The 21,313-nt window shown below is 54.3% G+C and carries 28 protein-coding genes; 24 read left to right on the top strand and 4 right to left on the bottom strand.

The genetic code is table 11. From position 1 onward, the window contains the following. Positions 1-48: 48 nt before the first annotated feature. From FHC51_RS03635 to mdcH, 3 genes are read left to right on the top strand one after another with little or no spacing between them, the layout of a single operon-like run. On the top strand, positions 49-1,008 hold the full coding sequence (locus tag FHC51_RS03635; RefSeq protein WP_220434908.1) for an AEC family transporter: 960 nt from the start codon (positions 49-51) through the stop codon (positions 1,006-1,008). A 2-nt stretch (positions 1,009-1,010) separates the two neighbouring features. Next, on the top strand, positions 1,011-1,631 hold the full coding sequence (locus tag FHC51_RS03630) for a malonate decarboxylase holo-ACP synthase (RefSeq protein ID WP_220434907.1): 621 nt from the start codon (positions 1,011-1,013) through the stop codon (positions 1,629-1,631). Further along, positions 1,628-2,527, top strand: a complete 900-nt coding sequence (mdcH, locus tag FHC51_RS03625) for a malonate decarboxylase subunit epsilon (protein WP_220434906.1) — start codon at positions 1,628-1,630, stop codon at positions 2,525-2,527. Before FHC51_RS03630 ends, mdcH begins: the two co-directional genes overlap by 4 nt. Here mdcH and FHC51_RS03620 read toward each other — a convergent pair. Beyond that, positions 2,517-3,443: a LysR family transcriptional regulator gene (locus FHC51_RS03620; RefSeq protein WP_255584978.1), complete on the bottom strand. Its 927-nt coding sequence runs from the start codon at positions 3,441-3,443 to the stop codon at positions 2,517-2,519. The genes mdcH and FHC51_RS03620 overlap by 11 nt on opposite strands. 20 nt (positions 3,444-3,463) lie before the next feature. Then, a complete protein-coding gene (locus FHC51_RS03615) occupies positions 3,464-5,368 on the bottom strand; it encodes an ABC transporter ATP-binding protein (protein WP_220434904.1) in 1,905 nt (634 codons plus the stop codon). 121 nt (positions 5,369-5,489) lie between these two features. On the opposite strand from FHC51_RS03615, the gene kefG reads away from it, so the two are divergent. From kefG to slyD, 4 genes are all read left to right on the top strand, one after another. Next, the gene (gene kefG, locus FHC51_RS03610; protein WP_114385629.1) at positions 5,490-6,044 is read left to right on the top strand and encodes a glutathione-regulated potassium-efflux system ancillary protein KefG; all 555 of its coding nucleotides are present in this window, start codon (positions 5,490-5,492) and stop codon (positions 6,042-6,044) included. After that, positions 6,044-7,849: a glutathione-regulated potassium-efflux system protein KefB gene (gene kefB, locus FHC51_RS03605; protein ID WP_103824845.1), complete on the top strand. Its 1,806-nt coding sequence runs from the start codon at positions 6,044-6,046 to the stop codon at positions 7,847-7,849. Before kefG ends, kefB begins: the two co-directional genes overlap by 1 nt. Before the next feature lie 11 nt (positions 7,850-7,860). After that, positions 7,861-8,061: a YheV family putative zinc ribbon protein gene (locus FHC51_RS03600; protein WP_220434903.1), complete on the top strand. Its 201-nt coding sequence runs from the start codon at positions 7,861-7,863 to the stop codon at positions 8,059-8,061. Positions 8,062-8,155: 94 nt separating this feature from the next. Beyond that, positions 8,156-8,743 (top strand): peptidylprolyl isomerase, encoded by a 588-nt coding sequence (gene slyD / locus FHC51_RS03595; protein WP_103177276.1) that lies wholly within the window; start codon positions 8,156-8,158, stop codon positions 8,741-8,743. Between the two features lie 52 nt (positions 8,744-8,795). Here the strand turns inward: slyD and FHC51_RS03590 are convergent, their stop codons facing one another. Next, the gene (locus FHC51_RS03590) at positions 8,796-9,014 is read right to left on the bottom strand and encodes a protein SlyX (protein WP_103177275.1); all 219 of its coding nucleotides are present in this window, start codon (positions 9,012-9,014) and stop codon (positions 8,796-8,798) included. A 236-nt stretch (positions 9,015-9,250) separates the two neighbouring features. On the opposite strand from FHC51_RS03590, the gene fkpA reads away from it, so the two are divergent. From fkpA to bfr, 11 genes are all read left to right on the top strand, one after another. After that, entirely contained in the window at positions 9,251-10,069 is an 819-nt protein-coding gene (gene fkpA, locus FHC51_RS03585; RefSeq protein ID WP_103824846.1) for an FKBP-type peptidyl-prolyl cis-trans isomerase, read from the top strand. A gap of 164 nt (positions 10,070-10,233) precedes the next feature. Beyond that, positions 10,234-10,956, top strand: coding sequence for a transcriptional regulator (locus tag FHC51_RS03580; RefSeq protein ID WP_103824847.1), 723 nt, complete (start codon positions 10,234-10,236; stop codon positions 10,954-10,956). After that, a complete protein-coding gene (gene tusD / locus FHC51_RS03575; protein ID WP_220434902.1) occupies positions 10,956-11,342 on the top strand; it encodes a sulfurtransferase complex subunit TusD in 387 nt (128 codons plus the stop codon). The genes FHC51_RS03580 and tusD overlap by 1 nt, the downstream gene beginning before the upstream one ends. Further along, complete coding sequence (gene tusC / locus FHC51_RS03570) at positions 11,342-11,701, top strand: sulfurtransferase complex subunit TusC (protein WP_220434901.1); 360 nt, start codon at positions 11,342-11,344, stop codon at positions 11,699-11,701. Before tusD ends, tusC begins: the two co-directional genes overlap by 1 nt. Positions 11,702-11,708: 7 nt before the next feature. Next, positions 11,709-11,996 carry a sulfurtransferase complex subunit TusB gene (tusB, locus tag FHC51_RS03565; RefSeq protein WP_220434900.1) on the top strand — a complete coding sequence of 96 codons (288 nt, stop codon included), beginning with the start codon at positions 11,709-11,711 and terminating at the stop codon, positions 11,994-11,996. 124 nt (positions 11,997-12,120) lie between these two features. After that, positions 12,121-12,495 (top strand): 30S ribosomal protein S12, encoded by a 375-nt coding sequence (rpsL, locus tag FHC51_RS03560; RefSeq protein WP_003023654.1) that lies wholly within the window; start codon positions 12,121-12,123, stop codon positions 12,493-12,495. A gap of 96 nt (positions 12,496-12,591) precedes the next feature. Continuing rightward, on the top strand, positions 12,592-13,062 hold the full coding sequence (gene rpsG / locus FHC51_RS03555; protein WP_004106370.1) for a 30S ribosomal protein S7: 471 nt from the start codon (positions 12,592-12,594) through the stop codon (positions 13,060-13,062). Between the two features lie 96 nt (positions 13,063-13,158). Next, positions 13,159-15,273: an elongation factor G gene (gene fusA, locus FHC51_RS03550; RefSeq protein WP_103824850.1), complete on the top strand. Its 2,115-nt coding sequence runs from the start codon at positions 13,159-13,161 to the stop codon at positions 15,271-15,273. A gap of 67 nt (positions 15,274-15,340) precedes the next feature. Then, positions 15,341-16,525 (top strand): elongation factor Tu, encoded by a 1,185-nt coding sequence (gene tuf / locus FHC51_RS03545; RefSeq protein ID WP_114316183.1) that lies wholly within the window; start codon positions 15,341-15,343, stop codon positions 16,523-16,525. Between the two features lie 176 nt (positions 16,526-16,701). Beyond that, positions 16,702-16,896: a bacterioferritin-associated ferredoxin gene (gene bfd / locus FHC51_RS03540; protein WP_059180778.1), complete on the top strand. Its 195-nt coding sequence runs from the start codon at positions 16,702-16,704 to the stop codon at positions 16,894-16,896. Between the two features lie 71 nt (positions 16,897-16,967). After that, a complete protein-coding gene (bfr, locus tag FHC51_RS03535) occupies positions 16,968-17,444 on the top strand; it encodes a bacterioferritin (protein ID WP_103177268.1) in 477 nt (158 codons plus the stop codon). Here the strand turns inward: bfr and FHC51_RS03530 are convergent. Continuing rightward, positions 17,428-17,901, bottom strand: coding sequence for an A24 family peptidase (locus tag FHC51_RS03530; protein ID WP_220436644.1), 474 nt, complete (start codon positions 17,899-17,901; stop codon positions 17,428-17,430). The two genes, bfr and FHC51_RS03530, sit on opposite strands and share 17 nt — an antisense overlap. 388 nt (positions 17,902-18,289) lie before the next feature. Here FHC51_RS03530 and rpsJ point away from each other — a divergent pair, with 388 nt between their 5' ends. From rpsJ to rpsS, 6 genes are read left to right on the top strand one after another with little or no spacing between them, the layout of a single operon-like run. Beyond that, on the top strand, positions 18,290-18,601 hold the full coding sequence (gene rpsJ / locus FHC51_RS03525) for a 30S ribosomal protein S10 (protein WP_001181005.1): 312 nt from the start codon (positions 18,290-18,292) through the stop codon (positions 18,599-18,601). Positions 18,602-18,633: 32 nt separating this feature from the next. Further along, positions 18,634-19,263: a 50S ribosomal protein L3 gene (rplC, locus tag FHC51_RS03520; protein WP_006817279.1), complete on the top strand. Its 630-nt coding sequence runs from the start codon at positions 18,634-18,636 to the stop codon at positions 19,261-19,263. 10 nt (positions 19,264-19,273) lie between these two features. After that, positions 19,274-19,879: a 50S ribosomal protein L4 gene (gene rplD, locus FHC51_RS03515; RefSeq protein WP_003031119.1), complete on the top strand. Its 606-nt coding sequence runs from the start codon at positions 19,274-19,276 to the stop codon at positions 19,877-19,879. Further along, positions 19,876-20,178, top strand: a complete 303-nt coding sequence (rplW, locus tag FHC51_RS03510; RefSeq protein ID WP_000617546.1) for a 50S ribosomal protein L23 — start codon at positions 19,876-19,878, stop codon at positions 20,176-20,178. The genes rplD and rplW overlap by 4 nt, the downstream gene beginning before the upstream one ends. Before the next feature lie 17 nt (positions 20,179-20,195). Continuing rightward, positions 20,196-21,017: a 50S ribosomal protein L2 gene (gene rplB, locus FHC51_RS03505; RefSeq protein WP_000301859.1), complete on the top strand. Its 822-nt coding sequence runs from the start codon at positions 20,196-20,198 to the stop codon at positions 21,015-21,017. Between the two features lie 16 nt (positions 21,018-21,033). After that, entirely contained in the window at positions 21,034-21,312 is a 279-nt protein-coding gene (gene rpsS, locus FHC51_RS03500; protein WP_001138115.1) for a 30S ribosomal protein S19, read from the top strand. Position 21,313 lies beyond the last annotated feature (1 nt).

Genomic DNA, 21,313 nt, shown 5'->3' with positions numbered 1-21,313 from the left:
ATAATAACCATCGCGTCAGTGCTTAAACTTCTTTTTTACAGGTGATTTATGACTTATGTGATTGTTCATGCCCTTGCCCCCATTTTTGTCATCATGCTGCTCGGCTTCTGGGCCGGTAAAGCCAAAATGGTGGACAACAAAAATGTCTCTCTGCTTAATATCTTCGTGATGGATTTTGCGCTGCCCGCCGCGCTGTTCAGCGCCACGGTGCAAACGTCCTGGACAGGTATCATTGCCCAGTCGCCGCTGATCCTGGTTCTGACCCTGGCGATGTGGATCACCTATGCGGCCATCTACTTCCTCGCCACGAAAGTCTTTAAAAAGTCCCCGCAGGATGCCGCCGTGCTGACGCTGACCGTGGCGCTGCCGAACTATGCGGCGCTGGGCCTGCCGATTCTGGGCAGCGTGTTGGGTGAAAGCCCGGCGACCTCGCTCTCGGTAGCGGTCTCCATTGCCTGCGGCTCCGTACTGATGACGCCGTTCTGCCTGCTGATCCTGGAGCGTGAGAAAGCGCGCGCCGAGGGCAATAACTCAGGTTCAACGCTCTCCATGCTGCCGGTGCTGATGTGGCGCTCCATTAAGAAACCGATTGTGATGGGCCCGCTGCTGGGTGTCATTCTCTCTGCCATCGGTATCAAAATGCCGGAACTGGTTCTGGCGGCGATTAAACCGCTGGGGCTCTCCGCCACCGCTGCGGCGCTGTTCCTGACCGGGATGATCCTGTCGGCCCGTAAGCTGCAGATCAACACGATGGTCATTAGCGCGACGATCGCCAAACTGCTGATTCAACCAGCCATTGCGTGGGGTATCGTTTTACTCTTCGGTCTGCACGGTTCCGTGGCTATCACCGCTATCCTGATGATTGCTCTGTCCGCCGGTTTCTTCGGCGTGGTGTTTGGTAACCGCTTTGGCGTGCAGTCGCCGGATGCGGAAGCAGTGCTGCTGTTAAGCTCCGTCCTGTGTATCCTGTCGCTGCCGCTGTTTATCTCGCTGACTTCAGGAATGTAATCATGACCACAACATTACGCCCGCACGACTTAATCTGGCTTACCACAAGGGATGCGCTGGAGGATATCCAGGAGCCCTGGGTGGATGCAGCCTGGCATACCGGGTTGCCGGTGGTGGTGCGGCGTGATGTTGAGGGTAGCGGGCGTATTCCGGTCGGGGTACGCGGCCTTAAGCGCGAGCAGCGCGCGGCGGGCTGGGTTAACCCTCACCAGATTGCCCGCGTGGTCTCCCCCGAACAGCTGAGCGCAGAAGACAGTCTGCTGCGCTCGCCGTTTATCACTCAGCCGCCGGTTCAGGTGGCCGTACAGCTTTCCCGCATCTCCTGGCCCTGGACGTGGGGCATTACCGGTAGCACCGGCTATGCGCTGGCGACCGGTATTGCGGTGATCCACGCCGCAAGCGATCTCGATCTGCTGATCCGCGCCCCGCAGCCGCTTTCCCGCACGGATTTACTCAGCTGGCAGTCACAGCTTGAGGGGGCGCTCTGCCGGGCCGATACCCAGGTCGAGACGCCGCTGGGCGGCTTTGCGCTCAACGAATGGCTACGTGATGGAAAAACGTTGCTGAAAACCGACCGGGGGCCGCGCCTGACGGCGAACCCCTGGGCATGGGAGGAACAATGAAGATCCTGTTTACCTTTCCGGGGCAGGGGACGCAGCATCCCGGTATGCTGCAAAACCTGCCGGGAACCGAGCTGGCGCAGGCGCGTGAAGTGCTGGGCGCCAGTGAAGTGGATGCGCTGGACTCCCCGGCGGCGCTAGAGCATACCCGCGCGGTGCAGCTCTCGCTGCTGATCGCGGGTGTCGCCTGGGCGCGGGAACTGGCGCGTCGCGGCGCGGCGCCGGATATCGTCAGCGGCCTCTCTATCGGCGCGTATCCTGCGGCAGTGCTCTCCGGGGCGCTCGATTTTGCTGATGCCCTGACGCTGGTGGCCCTGCGGGGCGATCTGATGGAGCAGGCTTATCCACACGGCTACGGCCTGACGGCCATTATGGGGTTAACCCTTGCGCAGGTAGAAACCCTGATGGAAGGCACCGGCACCTACGTTGCCAACCTGAACGCGGAGATGCAGATTGTGATTGCGGGAACCGACGAGGGGATGGCAGAAGTGGCGGCGCGCGCGCTGGCGAAAGGAGCCAACAAAGCCCGACGTCTGGCGGTGAGCGTCCCGTCGCACTGCGAACTGCTGGTCGAGCCGGCGCAAAAACTGGTCGAGGCCTTTAGCCGGGTCACGCTCTCTCGTCCCCGCTGCGCCTACCTGAGTGGCAGCACCGGGCGCGTACTCTGGCAGCCGGAAAAAATTGCCGACGATCTGGCGATGAACATGGCCCGGACGGTGCGCTGGCAGGAGGCGGTGATTGCCGCTAACGAACGCGAAGCGCGGCTGGCGATAGAGATGCCTCCCGGCGGCGTGCTCACCTGCCTGACGCGTCAGGCAGCCTGGGAAGGGGAGTCGGTCTCTCTGGAAAGGAGCGGCATGGATGTCGCGGTGCATCTCGCCCGGCGTCTTAAGGCGTAGCGTTCTGCTCAAGGCGGCGGGCGTACATGCGGCCTTCCGCCGCCAGCGCCCGCAGGCTCGGATCCTGCTCGCGGTTGCGGGCAAAGACGATGGCGATCAACTGCTGCATTTGATACGGCTGGGCCAGCTTTAACAGCTGCACCGAGTTTTCGTACACTTTTTTCATCCTGCCCGGCATCAGTGTAAAGCCGACACCTGCCTGCACCAGACTCAGCATTGAAAAAATATCATTGACCCGGGTGACGATTTCCGGCTCAAAGCCAGCGATATGAAACGCTTCCTGGAAACCGGCATAGGTGGCGAAGCCCTCTGCCAGGGCGACAAACTTCTGGTCTTTGTAGTCGCGTAAGTCCGCCAGCGCGTTGGTATTGAGCTGCGCCGAAGCGGGGGCGGCCAGAAAGATGTCATCGTGGAACAGGGGCAGCACCTCGAGGTTGTTGCGATCAATCTCACTCTCCGAGATGGAGATGAGAATGGCATCGAGCGCGCCTTCATCCAGCAGATGCAGCAGGGTGTCGTTGGATCCCATGGTGAGATCCATCTCCAGATCCGGACGGCGCAGTTTCATGCCCATAATGAGCTGCGGAACGGTCTCAAGCGTCAGAGAGTAGAGTGTCCCCACCCGCAGACGGCCCTGGCCGACGCCGGCCGTTTTACGCGCCTCTTCCAGCCCGCGCTCCATCACCTGCATCACCTCCTGACAATACTCAAGCAGCGTCCAGGCGGCGGGCAGGGCGATCAAATTACGGCCTTTATGTGTAAACAGCGGGCAGCGGACGTTCTCTTCCAGGGTGTGCAGGGCACGATGGACGCTGACTCCGCTGAGGTTCAGCACCTCAGCGGCACGGGCGATATTGCCCGTCTCCATGAAGGTCATGAAGATGCTCAGTTTGCGGAATGTAATTTCGCTGGTCAGGTATCATCGCCCCTCCCGGGTTAGTCGCTCTGGAGCATCTCTTCGAGCTGTTCCTGCGCCTCCAGCCAGGCCATTTCGCACTCCTCAAGGCTGGATTTGGTTTTAGCCTGCACCTGCAGGCACTCGGTTAGCTCGGCTTTACGCGTCTGGTCATACAGGCCGCTGTCGCCCAGCTTCTCTTCCACGGTGGCAAGCGTGGCGTTGAGCTTCTCCATCTCTTTTTCCAGACGGGTAATCTCTTTACGCAGCGGCTGGGTCTGAGTGCGCAGCTCTGCTTCACGGCGCTTCTGATCTTTACGCGCCTGGGCGCTGTTGGCGTTCTCTTTCGCTGCCTCTTCCGGCTGGTTTTCCTGCTTCTGCACGTCCGTCAGCCACTGCTGGTAATCTTCCAGATCGCCGTCGAAAGGCTCTACTTTACTGTCGTGCACCAGGTAGAGATCGTCGGTGGTGGAGCGGATCAGGTGACGATCGTGGGATACGACCACCAGCGCGCCTTCGAACTCAAACAGCGCTTCGGTCAGCGCCTGGCGCATGTCGAGATCCAGGTGGTTAGTCGGTTCATCGAGCAGCAGCAGGTTCGGGCGCTGCCAGACGATGAGGGCCAGCACCAGGCGCGCTTTTTCGCCGCCGGAGAAGCGCTCAGTATTCTCGGTCACTTTATCGCCCTGGAAGCCGAAGCCGCCCAGATAATCCCGCAGCTTCTGCTCCATCTCCTGCGGGGCCAGACGCGCCAGGTGCTGCAGCGGCGATTCGTCAGCGCGTAAAAATTCCAGCTGATGCTGTGCGAAATAGCCCAGCTTGATGCCCTTCGCCAGACCAATATCGCCACGCACAGGCGCAAGCTCGCCCGCCAGCAGCTTAATCAGCGTCGATTTACCGGCGCCATTACGCCCGAGCAGACCGATACGGGAACCCGGCACCAGATTAAGTTTGATGGAATCCAGGATGATGCGCTCGCCATAGCCCGCGCTGACTTTTTCCATTTTCAGCAGGGGGTTGGGGAGGCTTTCCGGCGCGCGGAAGCTAAAGTGGAAAGGGTTGTCGACGTGCGCCGGGGCGATCATCTCCATGCGTTCCAGCATCTTAATGCGGCTCTGGGCCTGTTTGGCTTTTGACGCCTTCGCCTTGAAGCGATCGACAAAGCTCTGCAGGTGCGCCACGCGCTGCTGCTGGCTTTCGTACATCGCCTGCTGCTGGGAGAGACGTACCGCGCGCTGGCGCTCAAACGAGCTATAGTTGCCGGTGTACTCGAACATCGTTTCCTGTTCGATATGAATAATTTTATCCACCACCGGGTCAAGGAAGTCACGGTCGTGGGAGATCAGGATCAGCGTGCCCTGATAGCTCTTCAGCCACTTCTCCAGCCAGATCACCGCATCGAGATCAAGGTGGTTGGTCGGTTCATCGAGTAGCAGCAGGTCAGAACGGCAGATCAGCGCCTGGGCCAGGTTAAGGCGCATGCGCCAGCCGCCGGAGAAGTCGCTGACCGGGCGTTCCAGTTGCTCGTTGCTGAACCCGAGGCCGTGCAACAGGCTGGCGGCGCGGGAGCGAATAGTCCAGGCATCAATGGCGTCGAGTTTGCCGTGCACGGTGGCAATCGCATGGCCGTCGTTGCGTTCGTTGGCGGCATACAGCTCCGCTTCCAGCTTGCGGTATTCCCGATCGCCGTCGATAACATAATCCATCGCCGGTACGCTCAGGGCTGGCGTCTCCTGGTTTACCCAGGCCAGCTGCCAGTTGCCGGGGTAGGTAAAATTACCGCCGTCGGCACTGATTTCGTTTTTCAGCAATGACAGTAACGTGGATTTACCGCAGCCGTTTTTGCCCACCAGGCCCACTTTCTGGCCCGGGTTAATGGTGGCTGTAGCGTTGTCCAGCAGGACACGTACGCCGCGACGAATTTGTAATGAGGAGAAAACAATCATAGAGCGCCGTATGTTCCGACTATGTTAAGTTGTCATTATAATCAGGTTAAATGTGCCGCCACGCGCCGCGTGGGTGTGCCATGGTAGCCCAAAACAACAGTGATGACGACCCGGGAGAGGAATGATGTCCCAGACAGCCAAAGTGCTGCTGCTGTATGCCCATCCGGAGTCTCAGGACTCGGTCGCTAACCGGGTTTTGCTACAACCGGCATTACAGCTAAGTAATGTAACAGTGCACGATCTTTACGCGCACTACCCCGATTTTTTTATTGATATTCCCTATGAGCAGGAGCTGCTGCGCCAGCACGACGTCATCGTGTTCCAGCATCCGCTTTACACCTACAGCTGCCCGGCGCTGCTGAAAGAGTGGCTGGATCGCGTGCTGAGCCGTGGATTTGCCAGTGGGGTGGGAGGAAACCAGCTGGCGGGAAAGTCCTGGCGGAGCGTCATTACCACCGGCGAGCCGGAGAGTGCGTATCGCCACGATGGGCTTAACCGCTACTCGATGAACGAGATCTTACGCCCGTTCGAGCTGACGGCGGCCATGTGCCGCATGCAATGGCTGAGTCCGATCATTATCTACTGGGCTCGTCGCCAGCATCAGGATGAGCTGGCCAGCCATGCCCGCGCGTACGGTGAGTGGCTGGCGGCGCCAAATCTGACAGGAGGTCACTGATGGAAGGCTCAGATCTTTTACTCGCAGGCGTGTTGTTCCTGTTCGCCGCCGTGGTGGCGGTGCCGTTGGCTTCGCGTCTGGGGATTGGCGCGGTGCTCGGCTATCTGCTGGCGGGCATCGCCATCGGCCCGTGGGGGCTGGGATTCATCAGCGATGTGGACGAAATCCTGCACTTCTCGGAGCTGGGCGTCGTCTTTCTGATGTTTATTATCGGCCTTGAGCTCAACCCGACGAAGCTCTGGCAACTACGGCGCTCGATCTTTGGCGTAGGTGCCGCGCAGGTGTTGTGCAGCGCGGTGATCCTCGGCGGACTCCTGATGCTCACCCACTTCTCATGGCAGGCTGCGGTGGTTGGCGGGATTGGTCTGGCGATGTCCTCTACGGCAATGGCGTTACAGCTGATGCGCGATAAGGGCATGAACCGCAACGAAGCGGGGCAGCTGGGCTTCTCGATCCTGTTGTTTCAGGATCTGGCGGTGATCCCCGCGCTGGCCCTGGTTCCACTGCTGGCAGGATCGGGAGAGGAACATTTCGACTGGATGAAGATCGGCATGAAGGTGCTGGCTTTTGCCGGCATGCTGGTGGGAGGGCGCTATCTGCTCCGCCCGGTGTTCCGGTTTATTGCCGCCTCCGGCGTACGCGAGGTGTTTACCGCCGCGACGCTGCTGCTGGTGCTGGGATCGGCCCTGTTTATGGATGCGCTGGGCCTGTCGATGGCGCTCGGTACCTTTATCGCGGGTGTGCTGCTGGCGGAGAGTGAGTACCGGCATGAACTGGAAATTGCCATCGATCCCTTTAAGGGGCTGCTGTTAGGGCTGTTCTTTATCTCTGTCGGCATGGCGCTGAATCTCGGCGTGCTCTACACCCATATCCTGTGGGTGGTGATGAGCGTTGCCGTGCTGGTCACGGTTAAAATGGCGGTGCTGTATGGACTAGCGCGGGTTTACGGCCTGCGTCAGGCGGAAAAGGCGCAGCTTGCCGGGGTGCTGAGCCAGGGGGGCGAATTCGCTTTTGTGCTCTTCTCCACAGCATCGTCCCAGAGATTGTTTCAGGATGACCAGATGGCGCTGCTGTTAGTGACCGTGACGCTGTCGATGATGACCACGCCGCTGCTCATGAAGCTTATCGATAAGCAGCTGTCTCGCCGGATGAATGCCCCGGAAGATGAGCATGAAGCGCCCTTTGTGGAGGACGATAAACCGCAGGTGATTGTGGTGGGCTTCGGGCGGTTTGGGCAGGTGATCGGGCGTCTGCTGATGGCAAATAAAATGCGCGTGACGGTGCTTGAGCGCGACATCAGCGCGGTAAACCTGATGCGCAAGTACGGTTATAAGGTCTATTACGGCGATGCCACACAGGTCGAACTGCTGCGCTCTGCAGGCGCAGAGGCGGCGGAGTCGATTGTTATCACCTGTAATGATCCGGAAGACACCCTGAAGCTGGTGGAGATCTGCCAGCAGCATTTTCCCCATCTGCACATCCTGGCCCGGGCGCGAGGGCGTGTTGAGGCACATGAGCTGCTTCAGGCTGGGGTAAAGTATTTTACCCGCGAGACCTTCTCCAGTGCGCTGGAGCTGGGGCGTAAAGCATTAGTGACGCTGGGTATGCATCCTCATCAGGCCCAGCGCGCACAGTTACATTTCCGTCGTCTTGATATGCGCATGCTGCGCGAGTTGATGCCGGTCCACACCGATACGGTGCAGATTTCCCGCGTACGGGAGGCGCGTCGCGAGCTGGAAGAGATCTTCCAGCGTGAGATGCAGCAGGAGCGTCGGCAGCCGGACGGCTGGGATGAATATGAATAACGAGGTAAAGAATGGCGATACGTAAACGTTTTATCGCCGGCGCGAAATGCCCGGCCTGCCAGGCTCAGGATTCACTGGCCATGTGGCGAGAGAACAATATCGATATTGTTGAGTGTGTTAAGTGCGGTCACCAGATGCGGGAAGCCGATAAAGAAGTGCGCGATCACGTTCGCAAAGAAGAACAAGTGATCGGCATTTTTCATCCGGACTAGCGATATGTCCCGAGTTTTTTTAAGCTAAAGGGTACACGGGTGCAGAATTCGGCTACAATCTGCGCCAGCAATTTTCCCACGCTCAGGAGATATCATGAAAGTAGCAAAAGACCTGGTGGTCAGCCTGGCCTATCAGGTACGTACAGAAGACGGTGTGTTGGTTGATGAGTCTCCGGTGAGTGCGCCGCTGGACTACCTGCACGGTCACGGTTCCCTGATCTCCGGCCTGGAAAACGCGCTGGACGGTCATGAAGTTGGTGACAAATTTGACGTTGCTGTAGGCGCAAACGACGCTTACGGTCAGTACGATGAAAACCTGGTTCAGCGTGTTCCTAAAGACGTCTTCATGGGCGTTGATGAGCTGCAGGTTGGCATGCGTTTCCTGGCTGAAACTGACCAGGGTCCGGTTCCAGTAGAAATTACGGAAGTTGAAGACGACCACGTTGTGGTTGACGGCAACCATATGCTGGCTGGCCAGAACCTGAAGTTCAACGTTGAAGTGGTTGCGATCCGCGAAGCCACTGAAGAAGAGCTGGCTCACGGCCACGTTCATGGTGCGCACGGTCATGACCACGATCACGGTCACGATGGCTGCTGCGGTGGTCACGGCCACGATCACGACCATGGTCACGAGCACGGTAAAGGCGGTTGCGGCGGTAACGGCGGCTGCGGTTGCCACTAAGCGTTACGCCTTAAGGCACAAAAAAGCGGGATATTCCCGCTTTTTTTACGTCTTAATAATGGGGTGGCGGCGTCTCTTCCGACTGCGACGCGATGTGCGATGCCTGGGAGGCTTTTACTTTTTCAGTTAACAGACGCATCAGATCCCGCAGCTTTGCCATCTCCAGCTCGTGGGCAGTGACGGTCTGATTCAGCTCATCGATGGTGATCTCCTGAAAAGCCAGGCGGCTTTCAAGCTCAGCCAGACGTGCTTCCATCTCTCTATTCTGCATGATTCACCTCGTTTGTTTCGTTAAACCCGTCCGGGGCTGGCGGCGGCGAATTTTACCTGAGATTATCCTTGCGCGCAGTAAACATCCCCTTGCTGCGAAACTAATTTAAACAAAAATAGTCTGAAATGTGGTGCTAATCAGGGGTGTCTACCTGTAGATTTGTTCCTCAACGTTTTATAGTACGCTACTCATTTACGCTTAATACGGGGTGAGAGTCCCCGGCCCTGGAGAAATGGATGAAATCACTGTTTAAAGTAACGCTGCTGGCGACCACGATGGCTGTCGCTTTGCATGCGCCGCTGACTTTCGCTGCTGATACCGCTGCGAAACCTGCTGCGACTGCTGACAGCAATGCAGCGTTCAAAAATGACGACCAGAAATCAGCCTACGCGCTGGGCGCATCTCTGGGCCGTTACATGGAAAACTCTCTGAAAGAGCAAGAAAAACTGGGCATCAAACTGGACCAGGCTCAGCTGATCGCAGGCGTTCAGGATGCGTTTGCAGACAAGAGCAAACTGTCTGACCAGGAAATCGAGCAAACTCTGCAGGCTTTCGAAGCACGCGTGAAAGGCGCAGCGCAGGAGAAGATGGAGAAAGACGCGGCTGAGAACGAAACGAAAGGCAAAACCTACCGTGAGGCTTTCGCTAAAGAGAAAGGCGCGAAAACCTCTCCTACTGGCCTGGTCTACAAAGTAGAGAAAGAAGGGACTGGCGAGGCACCGAAAGACAGCGATACCGTCGTTGTGAACTACAAAGGTACGCTGACCGACGGTAAAGAGTTCGATAACTCTTACACCCGCGGTGAGCCGCTCTCCTTCCGTCTGGATGGTGTTATCCCTGGCTGGACTGAAGGCCTGAAGAACATCAAGAAAGGCGGTAAAATCAAGCTGGTCATCCCACCGGAGCTGGCTTATGGCAAAACGGGCGTCCCGGGTATCCCGGCTAACTCCACGCTGGTATTCGACGTAGAGCTGCTGGACATCAAGCCAGCGCCGAAAGCGGATGCTAAGCCAGACGCGAAGCCGGAAGCGCCGGCAGAAGCCACCAAGAAGTAAACCGGTTAAAACCGCCGCCTCAGAAGCGGCGGTTTTTTTATTGGGGTGTAGATATAATTAACACTGGAAGCGCTACCTACGCTGTATTAACTTAATTGCCCGTGTAAATAATGAGCCTGCCCTGAAAACCTACCGACAGGCTCCTGAAAAGGAGTGTTTTTTTCATGACCAGGTCGCTTTTAACCAACGAAACCAGCGAACTTGATTTGCTGGATCAACGTCCTTTCGATCAGACCGATTTCGATATTCTGAAATCCTACGAAGCGGTAGTGGACGGGTTAGCGATGCTCATTGGGTCCCACTGCGAAATCGTTTTGCACTCCCTGCAAGATCTGAAATGTTCTGCCATCCGTATCGCCAATGGTGAGCATACTGGCCGTAAAATCGGCTCGCCAATCACTGATCTTGCACTGCGTATGCTGCACGACATGACCGGCGCGGACAGCAGCGTCTCCAAATGTTATTTCACCCGCGCGAAGAGCGGTGTTCTCATGAAGTCCGTCACCATCGCGATCCGCAACCGCGATCATCGTGTGATTGGTTTGCTGTGCATCAACATGAACCTTGATGTGCCGTTCTCCCAGATCATGAACACCTTCATTCCGCCAGAAACACCGGATGTCGGCTCCTCCGTAAACTTTGCCTCTTCCGTTGAAGACCTCGTGACCCAGACGCTGGAATTCACCATTGAAGAAGTTAATGCCGATCGCAACGTCTCCAACAATGCCAAGAATCGTCAGATCGTGCTTAACCTCTACGAGAAAGGCATTTTTGATATTAAAGACGCCATTAACCAGGTGGCCGATCGCCTCAACATCTCCAAGCACACGGTCTATCTCTACATTCGTCAATTCAAAAGCGGCGATTTCCTGGGGCAAGAGAAGTAATGCGTTTTGCATTAATGGTGACAGGCCCGGCATACGGTACACAGCAGGCCAGCAGCGCGTTGAAGTTTGCCCGTGCACTGCTGGCGGCCGGCCATGAGCTGGTCAGCGTCTTTTTTTATCGGGAAGGGGTGTATAACGCGAACCAGCTGACCTCTCCGGCATCAGACGAGTTCGATCTGGTCCGGGCCTGGCAGTCGCTGAACCAGGAGCATGGCGTTGCCTTGCATATCTGCGTGGCGGCGGCTCTGCGTCGGGGGGTAAGCGATGCGAATGAAGCGCAACGTCTCGGTTTGCCTGCCGCGAATCTTAACGAGGGCTTCTCCCTTAGTGGTCTTGGGGCACTGGCACAGGCTGCCTTAACCTGCGATCGTATGGTGCAATTCTGATGAACCGCGTTGCGTTTGTATTTCATTCTGCCCCACATGGCAGTGCCGCCGGAAGGGAAGGGCTGGATGCGTTACTGGCAACTTCTGCGCTGACGGAAGAGATCGGTGTGTTCTTTATCGGAGACGGGGTATTCCAGCTGCTTGCCGGTCAGCAGCCGCAGGCGGTGCTGGCGCGGGATTACATCTCGACCTTTAAAGTCCTGCCGTTGTATGACATCGAGACGTTCTACGTCTGTGCAGCTTCACTGCAAGCCCGCGGCCTGAAAGAGGATACCCCCTTTATTCTGGACGCGACCGTACTTGCACCGGCATCACTGCGGGAACAGCTTTCCCACTACGACACAATCCTGACATTCTGAGGCGCGCATGCTCCATACCCTGAGCCGTTCCCCCTGGCGTTGCGACATCGAAAGCCTGTTAAGCATGCTGCGTGAGGGCGATACTGTGCTGCTGATCCAGGATGGCGTTCTGGCGGCAGTAGAAGGCAGCCGCTTTGTTGATATTCTCTGTAATGCCCCCATCTCTGTCTCAGCGCTAAAAGATGATATCGAGGCTCGCGGCCTTATTGGTCAAATTTCAACCAAAATTGACGTGGTTAGCTATACTGATTTCGTCAATCTGGCCATCCAGCACACCGGCCAAATGAACTGGTGATCTGAGATCGCTGTATAATTCTTGACACCTTTTCGACGTAGCCCTAAAATTTCGCGTCCTCATATTGTATGAGGGCGTTTTATTACGTGTTTACGAAGCAAAAGCTAAAACCAGGAGCTATTTAATGGCAACAGTTAACCAGCTGGTACGCAAACCACGTGCACGCAAAGTTGCAAAAAGCAACGTGCCTGCGCTGGAAGCCTGCCCGCAGAAACGTGGCGTATGTACTCGTGTATATACTACCACTCCTAAAAAACCAAACTCCGCACTGCGTAAAGTATGCCGTGTGCGTTTGACTAACGGTTTTGAAGTGACTTCCTACATCGGTGGTGAAGGTCACAACCTGCAGGAACACTCCGTGATCCTGATCCGTGGCGGTCGTGTAAAAGACCTTCCGGGTGTTCGTTACCACACCGTTCGTGGTGCGCTTGACTGCTCCGGCGTTAAAGACCGTAAGCAATCTCGCTCCAAATACGGCGTGAAACGTCCTAAGGCTTAATGGTTCTCCGTTAAGTAAGGCCAAACTGATTTATCTTAATGTCACACTAAACTCTTAGAGTTTTGGACAATCCTGAATTAACAACGGAGTATTCCCATGCCACGTCGTCGCGTCATTGGTCAGCGTAAAATTCTTCCAGATCCGAAATTCGGATCAGAACTGCTGGCAAAATTTGTAAATATCCTGATGGTAGATGGTAAAAAATCTACTGCAGAAGCAATCGTATACAGCGCGCTGGAGACCCTGGCTCAGCGTTCTGGTAAAAATGAACTGGAAGCTTTCGAAGTAGCTCTCGACAACGTACGCCCGACTGTAGAAGTTAAGTCTCGCCGCGTTGGTGGTTCTACTTATCAGGTACCAGTTGAAGTCCGTCCGGTCCGTCGTAATGCTCTGGCAATGCGTTGGATCGTTGAAGCTGCTCGTAAACGCGGTGATAAATCCATGGCTCTGCGTCTGGCGAACGAACTTTCTGACGCTGCAGACAACAAAGGTACTGCAGTTAAGAAACGTGAAGACGTTCACCGTATGGCAGAAGCCAACAAGGCGTTCGCACACTACCGTTGGTAATCCCTTCGGAGTATTAGTCACCAGGCGGGCGCTTCAGCGAAGCAGCCCGCTTTGGGTTACTTAACTGAACGCCTAAAAAGATAAACGAGGAATCAAATGGCTCGTACAACACCCATCGCACGCTACCGTAACATCGGTATCAGTGCGCACATCGACGCCGGTAAAACCACTACCACCGAACGTATTCTGTTCTACACCGGTGTAAACCATAAAATCGGTGAAGTTCATGACGGCGCCGCAACCATGGACTGGATGGAGCAGGAGCAGGAGCGTGGTATTACCATCACCTCCGCAGCGACTACTGCATTCTGGTCTGGTATGGCTAAGCAGTATGAACCACACCGCGTAAACATCATCGACACCCCGGGCCACGTTGACTTCACCATCGAAGTAGAACGTTCCATGCGTGTTCTTGATGGTGCGGTAATGGTTTACTGCGCAGTTGGTGGTGTTCAGCCACAGTCTGAAACCGTATGGCGTCAGGCAAACAAATATAAAGTTCCACGCATTGCGTTCGTTAACAAAATGGACCGTATGGGTGCGAACTTCCTGAAAGTTGTTGGTCAGATCAAAACCCGTCTGGGCGCGAACCCTGTTCCGCTGCAGCTGGCGATTGGTGCTGAAGAAGGTTTCACCGGTGTTGTTGACCTGGTGAAAATGAAAGCCATCAACTGGAATGAAGAAGACGCAGGCGTAACCTTCACTTATGAAGATATTCCGGCTGACATGCAGGACCTGGCTGACGAATGGCACCAGAACCTGATCGAGTCCGCTGCAGAAGCTTCAGAAGACCTGATGGAGAAATACCTGGGTGGTGAAGAACTGTCTGAAGAAGAGATCAAAAAAGCTCTGCGTCAGCGTGTTCTGAACAACGAAATCATCCTGGTAACCTGTGGTTCTGCGTTCAAGAACAAAGGTGTTCAGGCGATGCTGGATGCGGTAGTTGACTACCTGCCATCCCCGGTAGACGTTCCTGCGATCAACGGTATCCTGGACGACGGTAAAGACACGCCGGCTGAGCGTCACGCAAGTGATGACGAGCCGTTTGCTGCTCTGGCGTTCAAAATCGCTACCGACCCGTTCGTGGGTAACCTGACGTTCTTCCGCGTGTACTCTGGTGTGGTTAACTCCGGTGACACCATCCTGAACTCCGTGAAAGCTGCACGTGAGCGTTTCGGTCGTATCGTACAGATGCACGCGAACAAACGTGAAGAGATCAAAGAAGTTCGCGCGGGTGACATCGCTGCTGCTATCGGTCTGAAAGACGTGACTACTGGTGATACCCTGTGTAACCCAGATCACCCGATCATTCTGGAGCGCATGGAGTTCCCAGAGCCAGTAATCTCTATCGCCGTTGAACCAAAAACCAAAGCTGACCAGGAAAAAATGGGTCTGGCTCTGGGCCGTCTGGCTAAAGAAGACCCATCATTCCGCGTATGGACTGATGAAGAATCTAACCAGACCATCATCGCTGGTATGGGTGAACTGCACCTGGACATCATCGTTGACCGTATGAAGCGTGAATTCAACGTTGAAGCTAACGTGGGTAAACCTCAGGTTGCTTACCGCGAAGCAATTCGCCAGAAAGTTACCGATGTTGAAGGTAAACACGCTAAGCAGTCTGGTGGTCGTGGTCAGTACGGTCACGTTGTGATCGACATGTACCCACTGGAGCCGGGCTCTAACCCGAAAGGTTACGAGTTCATCAACGACATTAAAGGTGGTGTAATTCCTGGCGAATACATCCCTGCCGTTGATAAAGGCATCCAGGAGCAGCTGAAGTCTGGTCCGCTGGCTGGTTACCCGGTAGTAGACATGGGTATTCGTCTGCACTTCGGTTCTTACCATGACGTTGACTCCTCTGAACTGGCGTTTAAACTGGCTGCTTCTATCGCCTTTAAAGAAGGCTTTAAGAAAGCGAAACCAGTTCTGCTTGAGCCAATCATGAAGGTTGAAGTAGAAACGCCTGAAGAGAACACCGGTGACGTCATCGGTGACTTGAGCCGTCGTCGTGGTATGCTGCGTGGTCAGGAAACTAACGTTACTGGCGTTGTGATCCACGCTGAAGTTCCGCTGTCTGAAATGTTCGGATATGCAACTCAGCTGCGTTCTCTGACCAAAGGTCGTGCTTCTTACTCCATGGAGTTCCTGAAGTATGATGATGCGCCGAACAACGTTGCTCAGGCCGTAATTGAAGCCCGTGGTAAATAAGCCGTAGGGTTAAAATCTAAGTCCCGTGCCCCCTCGGTGAGGGGGCACTATAGTAAGGAATATAGCCGTGTCTAAAGAAAAATTTGAACGTACAAAACCGCACGTCAACGTTGGTACTATCGGCCACGTTGACCACGGTAAAACTACCCTGACCGCTGCAATCACTACCGTTCTGGCTAAAACCTACGGTGGTTCTGCTCGTGCATTCGACCAGATCGATAACGCACCAGAAGAAAAAGCTCGTGGTATCACCATCAACACTTCTCACGTTGAATACGACACCCCGACTCGCCACTACGCACACGTAGACTGCCCAGGCCACGCCGACTATGTTAAAAACATGATCACCGGTGCTGCGCAGATGGACGGCGCGATCCTGGTTGTTGCTGCGACTGACGGCCCAATGCCTCAGACCCGTGAGCACATCCTGCTGGGTCGTCAGGTAGGCGTTCCTTTCATCATCGTGTTCCTGAACAAATGCGACATGGTTGATGACGAAGAGCTGCTGGAACTGGTAGAGATGGAAGTTCGTGAACTTCTGTCCCAGTACGATTTCCCAGGCGACGATACCCCAATCGTTCGTGGTTCTGCTCTGAAAGCGCTGGAAGGCGAAGCTGAGTGGGAAGAGAAAATCATCGAACTGGCTGGCTACCTGGATTCTTACATCCCGGAACCAGAGCGTGCTATCGACAAGCCGTTCCTGCTGCCAATCGAAGACGTATTCTCCATCTCCGGTCGTGGTACCGTTGTTACCGGTCGTGTAGAGCGCGGTATCATCAAAGTTGGTGAAGAAGTTGAAATCGTTGGTATCAAAGAGACTGCTAAGTCTACCTGTACTGGCGTTGAAATGTTCCGCAAACTGCTGGACGAAGGCCGTGCTGGTGAGAACGTTGGTGTTCTGCTGCGTGGTATCAAGCGTGAAGAAATCGAACGTGGTCAGGTTCTGGCGAAGCCAGGCTCAATCAAGCCACACACCAAGTTCGAATCTGAAGTGTACATCCTGTCCAAAGACGAAGGCGGCCGTCATACTCCGTTCTTCAAAGGCTACCGTCCACAGTTCTACTTCCGTACTACTGACGTGACCGGTACCATCGAACTGCCAGAAGGCGTTGAGATGGTAATGCCAGGCGACAACATCAAAATGGTTGTTACCCTGATCCACCCAATCGCAATGGACGATGGTCTGCGTTTCGCAATCCGCGAAGGCGGCCGTACCGTTGGCGCGGGTGTTGTTGCTAAAGTTCTGGGCTAATTAATTATCCCTGAATTAAAAAGGACGCTTCGGCGTCCTTTTTTGTTTTCAGCGTTTATGGCTGTCACAAATTTTCGTATTTTTTGTTCGCTCCCGCCCCGCATCTTCATGCTTGTGCTATTGTAATCATAATTATTCTCACTTACACTTTGCACATATTTTGAACGGGAGTGGTTATGTACGTTTGTTTATGTAACGGTGTGAGTGATAAAAAAATTCGTCAGGCCGTTCGCCAGTTTCATCCTCAATCTTTTCAGCAGCTGCGTAAGTTTGTTCCGGTTGGAAATCAATGCGGTAAGTGCGTTCGCGCTGCCCGCGAGATTATGCAGGACGAATTGATGCAGATCCCGGAATACAAAGAGATTGCCTGAGGCTCATACTTTTCTTTTGACATCCCTGTAGCCCCATCTACGCTTCAATGAGTGGAAGCGGAGGGACTATAATGAAAGGTGATATCAAAATCATAAGTTATCTCAATAAATTATTGGGAAATGAGCTTGTCGCAATCAACCAATACTTTCTCCATGCGAGAATGTTCAAAAACTGGGGTCTGACTCGCCTCAACGATATTGAATACCATGAGTCCATCGATGAGATGAAGCACGCTGATAAGTACATCGAGCGTATTCTGTTCCTCGAGGGTATCCCCAACCTGCAGGATCTCGGCAAGCTGGGTATCGGCGAAGATGTCGAAGAGATATTGCGTTCGGATCTGACGCTGGAGCTCGAAGGGGCGAAAGATCTGCGTGAAGCTATTGCTTATGCAGACAGCGTTCATGACTACGTCAGCCGCGATATGATGATTGAGATTCTGGCCGATGAAGAAGGGCACATCGACTGGCTGGAAACAGAACTGGATCTTATCAGTAAAATTGGGCTGCAAAATTACCTCCAGTCGCAAATTAAAGTGGAAAGCTGATCAGGCTTTGCCCGCTCATCATTAAACCCGCTGCCGCCATGAAAGGTCCAAATGGCAGTGGGTTTTTTAATATCTGTTCCCCGGGTTTACACATCGCCAGTATGAGAAGATAAAGCGTAGCCAGCAAAGCTGCTGATAATGCCAGCACAGGAAGTACGCACCATCCATGCCATGCGCCCAGCGCACCCAGATACTTTACGTCACCGTAACCCAGCCCTTCACGCTTACGTAGCAGCCTGTAACCCCAATAAATAATCGCGAATCCTGTGTACCCCGCTATGGCCCCTGCGACGGCGGCAGGCAGCCGCTCGGGTTGAAGACAGAGGTGATAAAGCAGACCAACCCATAGTAGCGGGCAGAGATATCGGTCCGGAAGCAGATGTGAGCGGATATCCTCGCGAACTAACAGTGCTGTTAATCCCACGTAGGCAAACAAGAAGGGGAGGAGAGTAAGCATTGGCGTAAACCTCAATAGAATGTTTGCCTCCATATTCCATGCACCCCAAAGGTGAAACAAACGGCAAACTAAAACGCTGCGAGACGCCTTCCTGCCTGTTATCACGACAATGTACGATTGCATCGTATTTACGAGGGGTCACGCAAAATTGAGCTCTGCCGTCTATTTTCTAAACTGGGCTTGCGTCCTGCCCAGATTTACGTATAATGCGCGGGCTTGTCGTAATTGACAGCTGGTTCAATCTGAACCCCGGGCAACAATCTTTTTCAGTTGCCTAACAATGCTCCCAATCGGGGAGCTACGTAAGAACGGTTACACTCTCCCATCAATCGTAATGGGTCTGAGTAGTGATCATTTTCGTTTATAAAATAATTGGAGCTCTGGTCTCATGCAGAACCAAAGAATCCGTATCCGCCTTAAAGCGTTTGATCATCGTCTGATCGATCAATCAACCGCGGAAATCGTCGAGACTGCTAAGCGCACTGGTGCGCAAGTCCGTGGTCCGATCCCGCTGCCGACCCGCAAAGAGCGCTTTACCGTTCTGATCTCCCCGCACGTTAACAAAGACGCGCGTGATCAGTACGAGATCCGCACTCACAAGCGTCTGGTTGACATCGTTGAGCCAACTGAGAAAACCGTTGATGCTCTGATGCGTCTGGATCTGGCTGCCGGTGTAGACGTGCAGATCAGCCTGGGTTAATCAGGTCATCGAGCGATTGAGAGGTTGATACAATGATTGGTTTAGTCGGTAAAAAAGTGGGTATGACCCGCATCTTCACTGAAGATGGCGTTTCTATCCCAGTAACCGTAATCGAAGTTGAAGCAAACCGCGTTACTCAGGTTAAAGATCTGGCTAACGATGGCTACCGCGCTATTCAGGTTACCACTGGTGCTAAAAAAGCTAACCGTGTAACCAAGCCAGAAGCGGGTCACTTCGCTAAAGCTGGCGTAGAAGCTGGCCGTGGTCTGTGGGAATTCCGCCTGGCTGAAGGCGAAGAGTTCACCGTAGGTCAGGACATTAGCGTTGAACTGTTTGCTGAAGTTAAAAAAGTTGACGTAACCGGTACCTCTAAAGGTAAAGGTTTTGCTGGTACCGTTAAGCGCTGGAACTTCCGTACCCAGGACGCTACTCACGGTAACTCCTTGTCTCACCGCGTTCCGGGTTCTATCGGTCAGAACCAGACTCCGGGCAAAGTGTTCAAAGGCAAGAAAATGGCAGGTCAGCTGGGTAACGAACGTGTAACCGTTCAGAGCCTGGACGTAGTACGTGTTGACGCTGAGCGCAACCTGCTGCTGGTTAAAGGTGCGGTCCCGGGTGCAACCGGTAGCGACCTGATCGTTAAACCAGCTGTGAAGGCGTAAGGGGATAGCAATGGAATTAGTATTGAAAGACGCGCAGAGCGCGCTGACTGTTTCCGAAACTACCTTCGGTCGTGATTTCAACGAAGCGCTGGTTCACCAGGTTGTTGTTGCTTATGCAGCTGGTGCTCGTCAGGGTACTCGTGCTCAGAAGACTCGTGCTGAAGTAACTGGTTCCGGCAAAAAGCCGTGGCGCCAGAAAGGTACTGGCCGTGCGCGTTCAGGTTCTATCAAGAGCCCGATCTGGCGTTCCGGTGGCGTGACCTTCGCTGCTCGCCCGCAGGACCACAGTCAAAAAGTTAATAAAAAGATGTACCGCGGCGCGCTGAAAAGCATCCTGTCCGAGCTGGTACGTCAGGATCGTCTGATCGTTGTCGAATCTTTCTCTGTAGAAGCGCCTAAAACTAAGCTGCTGGCACAGAAACTGAAAGACATGGCTCTGGAAGATGTGCTGATCATCACCGGTGAGCTGGACGAGAACCTGTTCCTGGCCGCACGTAACCTGCACAAGGTTGACGTACGCGATGCGACTGGTATCGACCCGGTTAGCCTGATCGCCTTCGACAAAGTCGTAATGACTGCTGATGCTGTTAAGCAAGTTGAGGAGATGCTGGCATGATTCGTGAAGAACGTCTGCTGAAGGTGCTGCGCGCACCGCACGTTTCTGAAAAAGCGTCTACTGCGATGGAAAAAACTAACACCATCGTTCTCAAAGTTGCTAAAGACGCGACCAAAGCAGAAATCAAAGCTGCTGTGCAGAAACTGTTTGAAGTCGAAGTCGAAGTCGTTAACACCCTGGTAGTTAAAGGGAAAGTTAAACGTCACGGACAGCGTATCGGTCGTCGTAGCGACTGGAAAAAAGCTTACGTCACCCTGAAAGAAGGCCAGAATCTGGACTTCGTTGGCGGCGCTGAGTAAGTCGGAGGAGTAATACAATGGCAGTTGTTAAATGTAAACCGACATCTCCGGGTCGTCGCCACGTTGTTAAAGTGGTTAACCCTGAGCTGCACAAGGGCAAGCCTTTTGCTCCGTTGCTGGAAAAGAACAGCAAATCCGGTGGTCGTAACAACAATGGCCGTATCACCACTCGTCACATCGGTGGTGGCCACAAGCAGGCTTATCGTATTGTTGACTTTAAACGCAACAAAGACGGTATCCCAGCAGTTGTTGAGCGTCTTGAGTACGATCCGAACCGTTCCGCGAACATCGCGCTGGTTCTGTACAAAGATGGCGAACGCCGTTACATCCTGGCCCCTAAAGGCCTGAAAGCTGGCGACCAGATTCAGTCTGGCGTTGATGCTGCAATCAAAGCAGGTAACACCCTGCCGATGCGCAATATCCCGGTTGGTTCTACCGTTCATAACGTAGAAATGAAACCAGGTAAAGGCGGTCAGCTGGCACGTTCCGCTGGTACTTACGTTCAGATCGTTGCGCGTGATGGTGCTTATGTCACCCTGCGTCTGCGTTCTGGTGAAATGCGTAAAGTCGAAGCAGACTGCCGCGCTACCCTGGGCGAAGTTGGCAATGCTGAGCATATGCTGCGCGTTCTGGGTAAAGCAGGTGCTGCACGCTGGCGTGGTGTTCGTCCTACCGTTCGCGGTACTGCGATGAACCCAGTCGACCACCCACATGGTGGTGGTGAAGGTCGTAACTTTGGTAAGCACCCGGTAACTCCGTGGGGCGTTCAGACCAAAGGTAAGAAGACCCGCAGCAACAAGCGTACTGATAAATTTATCGTACGTCGCCGTAGCAAATAATATTAGAGGATAAGCCATGCCACGTTCTCTCAAGAAAGGTCCTTTTATTGACCTGCACTTGCTGAAGAAGGTAGAGAAAGCGGTGGAAAGCGGAGACAAGAAGCCCCTGCGCACTTGGTCCCGTCGTTCAACGATCTTTCCTAACATGATCGGTTTGACCATCGCTGTCCATAATGGTCGTCAGCACGTTCCAGTATTCGTTTCCGATGAAATGGTCGGTCACAAACTGGGTGAATTCGCACCGACTCGTACTTATCGCGGCCACGCTGCTGATAAAAAAGCGAAGAAGAAATAAG

The organism is Leclercia sp. EC_58 (assembly GCF_019584355.1).
Classification (GTDB): Bacteria; Pseudomonadota; Gammaproteobacteria; order Enterobacterales; family Enterobacteriaceae; genus Enterobacter.
The sequence above is the reverse complement of the archived record's forward strand: the minus strand, read 5'-3'. Positions and strand labels throughout refer to the sequence as shown.

Bases quoted from the DNA above. Each gene is read 5' to 3' on its own strand.
- bfr (WP_103177268.1), top strand. From the start codon at position 16,968: ATGAAAGGTGATATCAAAATCATAAGTTATCTCAATAAATTATTGGGA.
- FHC51_RS03580 (WP_103824847.1), top strand. From the start codon at position 10,234: ATGACCAGGTCGCTTTTAACCAACGAAACCAGCGAACTTGATTTGCTG.
- mdcH (WP_220434906.1), top strand. From the start codon at position 1,628: ATGAAGATCCTGTTTACCTTTCCGGGGCAGGGGACGCAGCATCCCGGT.
- rpsS (WP_001138115.1), top strand. From the start codon at position 21,034: ATGCCACGTTCTCTCAAGAAAGGTCCTTTTATTGACCTGCACTTGCTG.
- kefG (WP_114385629.1), top strand. From the start codon at position 5,490: ATGATGTCCCAGACAGCCAAAGTGCTGCTGCTGTATGCCCATCCGGAG.
- FHC51_RS03615 (WP_220434904.1), bottom strand. From the start codon at position 5,368: ATGATTGTTTTCTCCTCATTACAAATTCGTCGCGGCGTACGTGTCCTG.
- rpsJ (WP_001181005.1), top strand. From the start codon at position 18,290: ATGCAGAACCAAAGAATCCGTATCCGCCTTAAAGCGTTTGATCATCGT.
- rplC (WP_006817279.1), top strand. From the start codon at position 18,634: ATGATTGGTTTAGTCGGTAAAAAAGTGGGTATGACCCGCATCTTCACT.
- FHC51_RS03590 (WP_103177275.1), bottom strand. From the start codon at position 9,014: ATGCAGAATAGAGAGATGGAAGCACGTCTGGCTGAGCTTGAAAGCCGC.
- rplB (WP_000301859.1), top strand. From the start codon at position 20,196: ATGGCAGTTGTTAAATGTAAACCGACATCTCCGGGTCGTCGCCACGTT.
- kefB (WP_103824845.1), top strand. From the start codon at position 6,044: ATGGAAGGCTCAGATCTTTTACTCGCAGGCGTGTTGTTCCTGTTCGCC.
- rpsL (WP_003023654.1), top strand. From the start codon at position 12,121: ATGGCAACAGTTAACCAGCTGGTACGCAAACCACGTGCACGCAAAGTT.
- slyD (WP_103177276.1), top strand. From the start codon at position 8,156: ATGAAAGTAGCAAAAGACCTGGTGGTCAGCCTGGCCTATCAGGTACGT.
- tusD (WP_220434902.1), top strand. From the start codon at position 10,956: ATGCGTTTTGCATTAATGGTGACAGGCCCGGCATACGGTACACAGCAG.
- tusB (WP_220434900.1), top strand. From the start codon at position 11,709: ATGCTCCATACCCTGAGCCGTTCCCCCTGGCGTTGCGACATCGAAAGC.
- FHC51_RS03600 (WP_220434903.1), top strand. From the start codon at position 7,861: ATGGCGATACGTAAACGTTTTATCGCCGGCGCGAAATGCCCGGCCTGC.
- fusA (WP_103824850.1), top strand. From the start codon at position 13,159: ATGGCTCGTACAACACCCATCGCACGCTACCGTAACATCGGTATCAGT.
- FHC51_RS03530 (WP_220436644.1), bottom strand. From the start codon at position 17,901: ATGCTTACTCTCCTCCCCTTCTTGTTTGCCTACGTGGGATTAACAGCA.
- FHC51_RS03630 (WP_220434907.1), top strand. From the start codon at position 1,011: ATGACCACAACATTACGCCCGCACGACTTAATCTGGCTTACCACAAGG.
- rplW (WP_000617546.1), top strand. From the start codon at position 19,876: ATGATTCGTGAAGAACGTCTGCTGAAGGTGCTGCGCGCACCGCACGTT.
- tusC (WP_220434901.1), top strand. From the start codon at position 11,342: ATGAACCGCGTTGCGTTTGTATTTCATTCTGCCCCACATGGCAGTGCC.
- fkpA (WP_103824846.1), top strand. From the start codon at position 9,251: ATGAAATCACTGTTTAAAGTAACGCTGCTGGCGACCACGATGGCTGTC.
- bfd (WP_059180778.1), top strand. From the start codon at position 16,702: ATGTACGTTTGTTTATGTAACGGTGTGAGTGATAAAAAAATTCGTCAG.
- rplD (WP_003031119.1), top strand. From the start codon at position 19,274: ATGGAATTAGTATTGAAAGACGCGCAGAGCGCGCTGACTGTTTCCGAA.
- rpsG (WP_004106370.1), top strand. From the start codon at position 12,592: ATGCCACGTCGTCGCGTCATTGGTCAGCGTAAAATTCTTCCAGATCCG.
- FHC51_RS03635 (WP_220434908.1), top strand. From the start codon at position 49: ATGACTTATGTGATTGTTCATGCCCTTGCCCCCATTTTTGTCATCATG.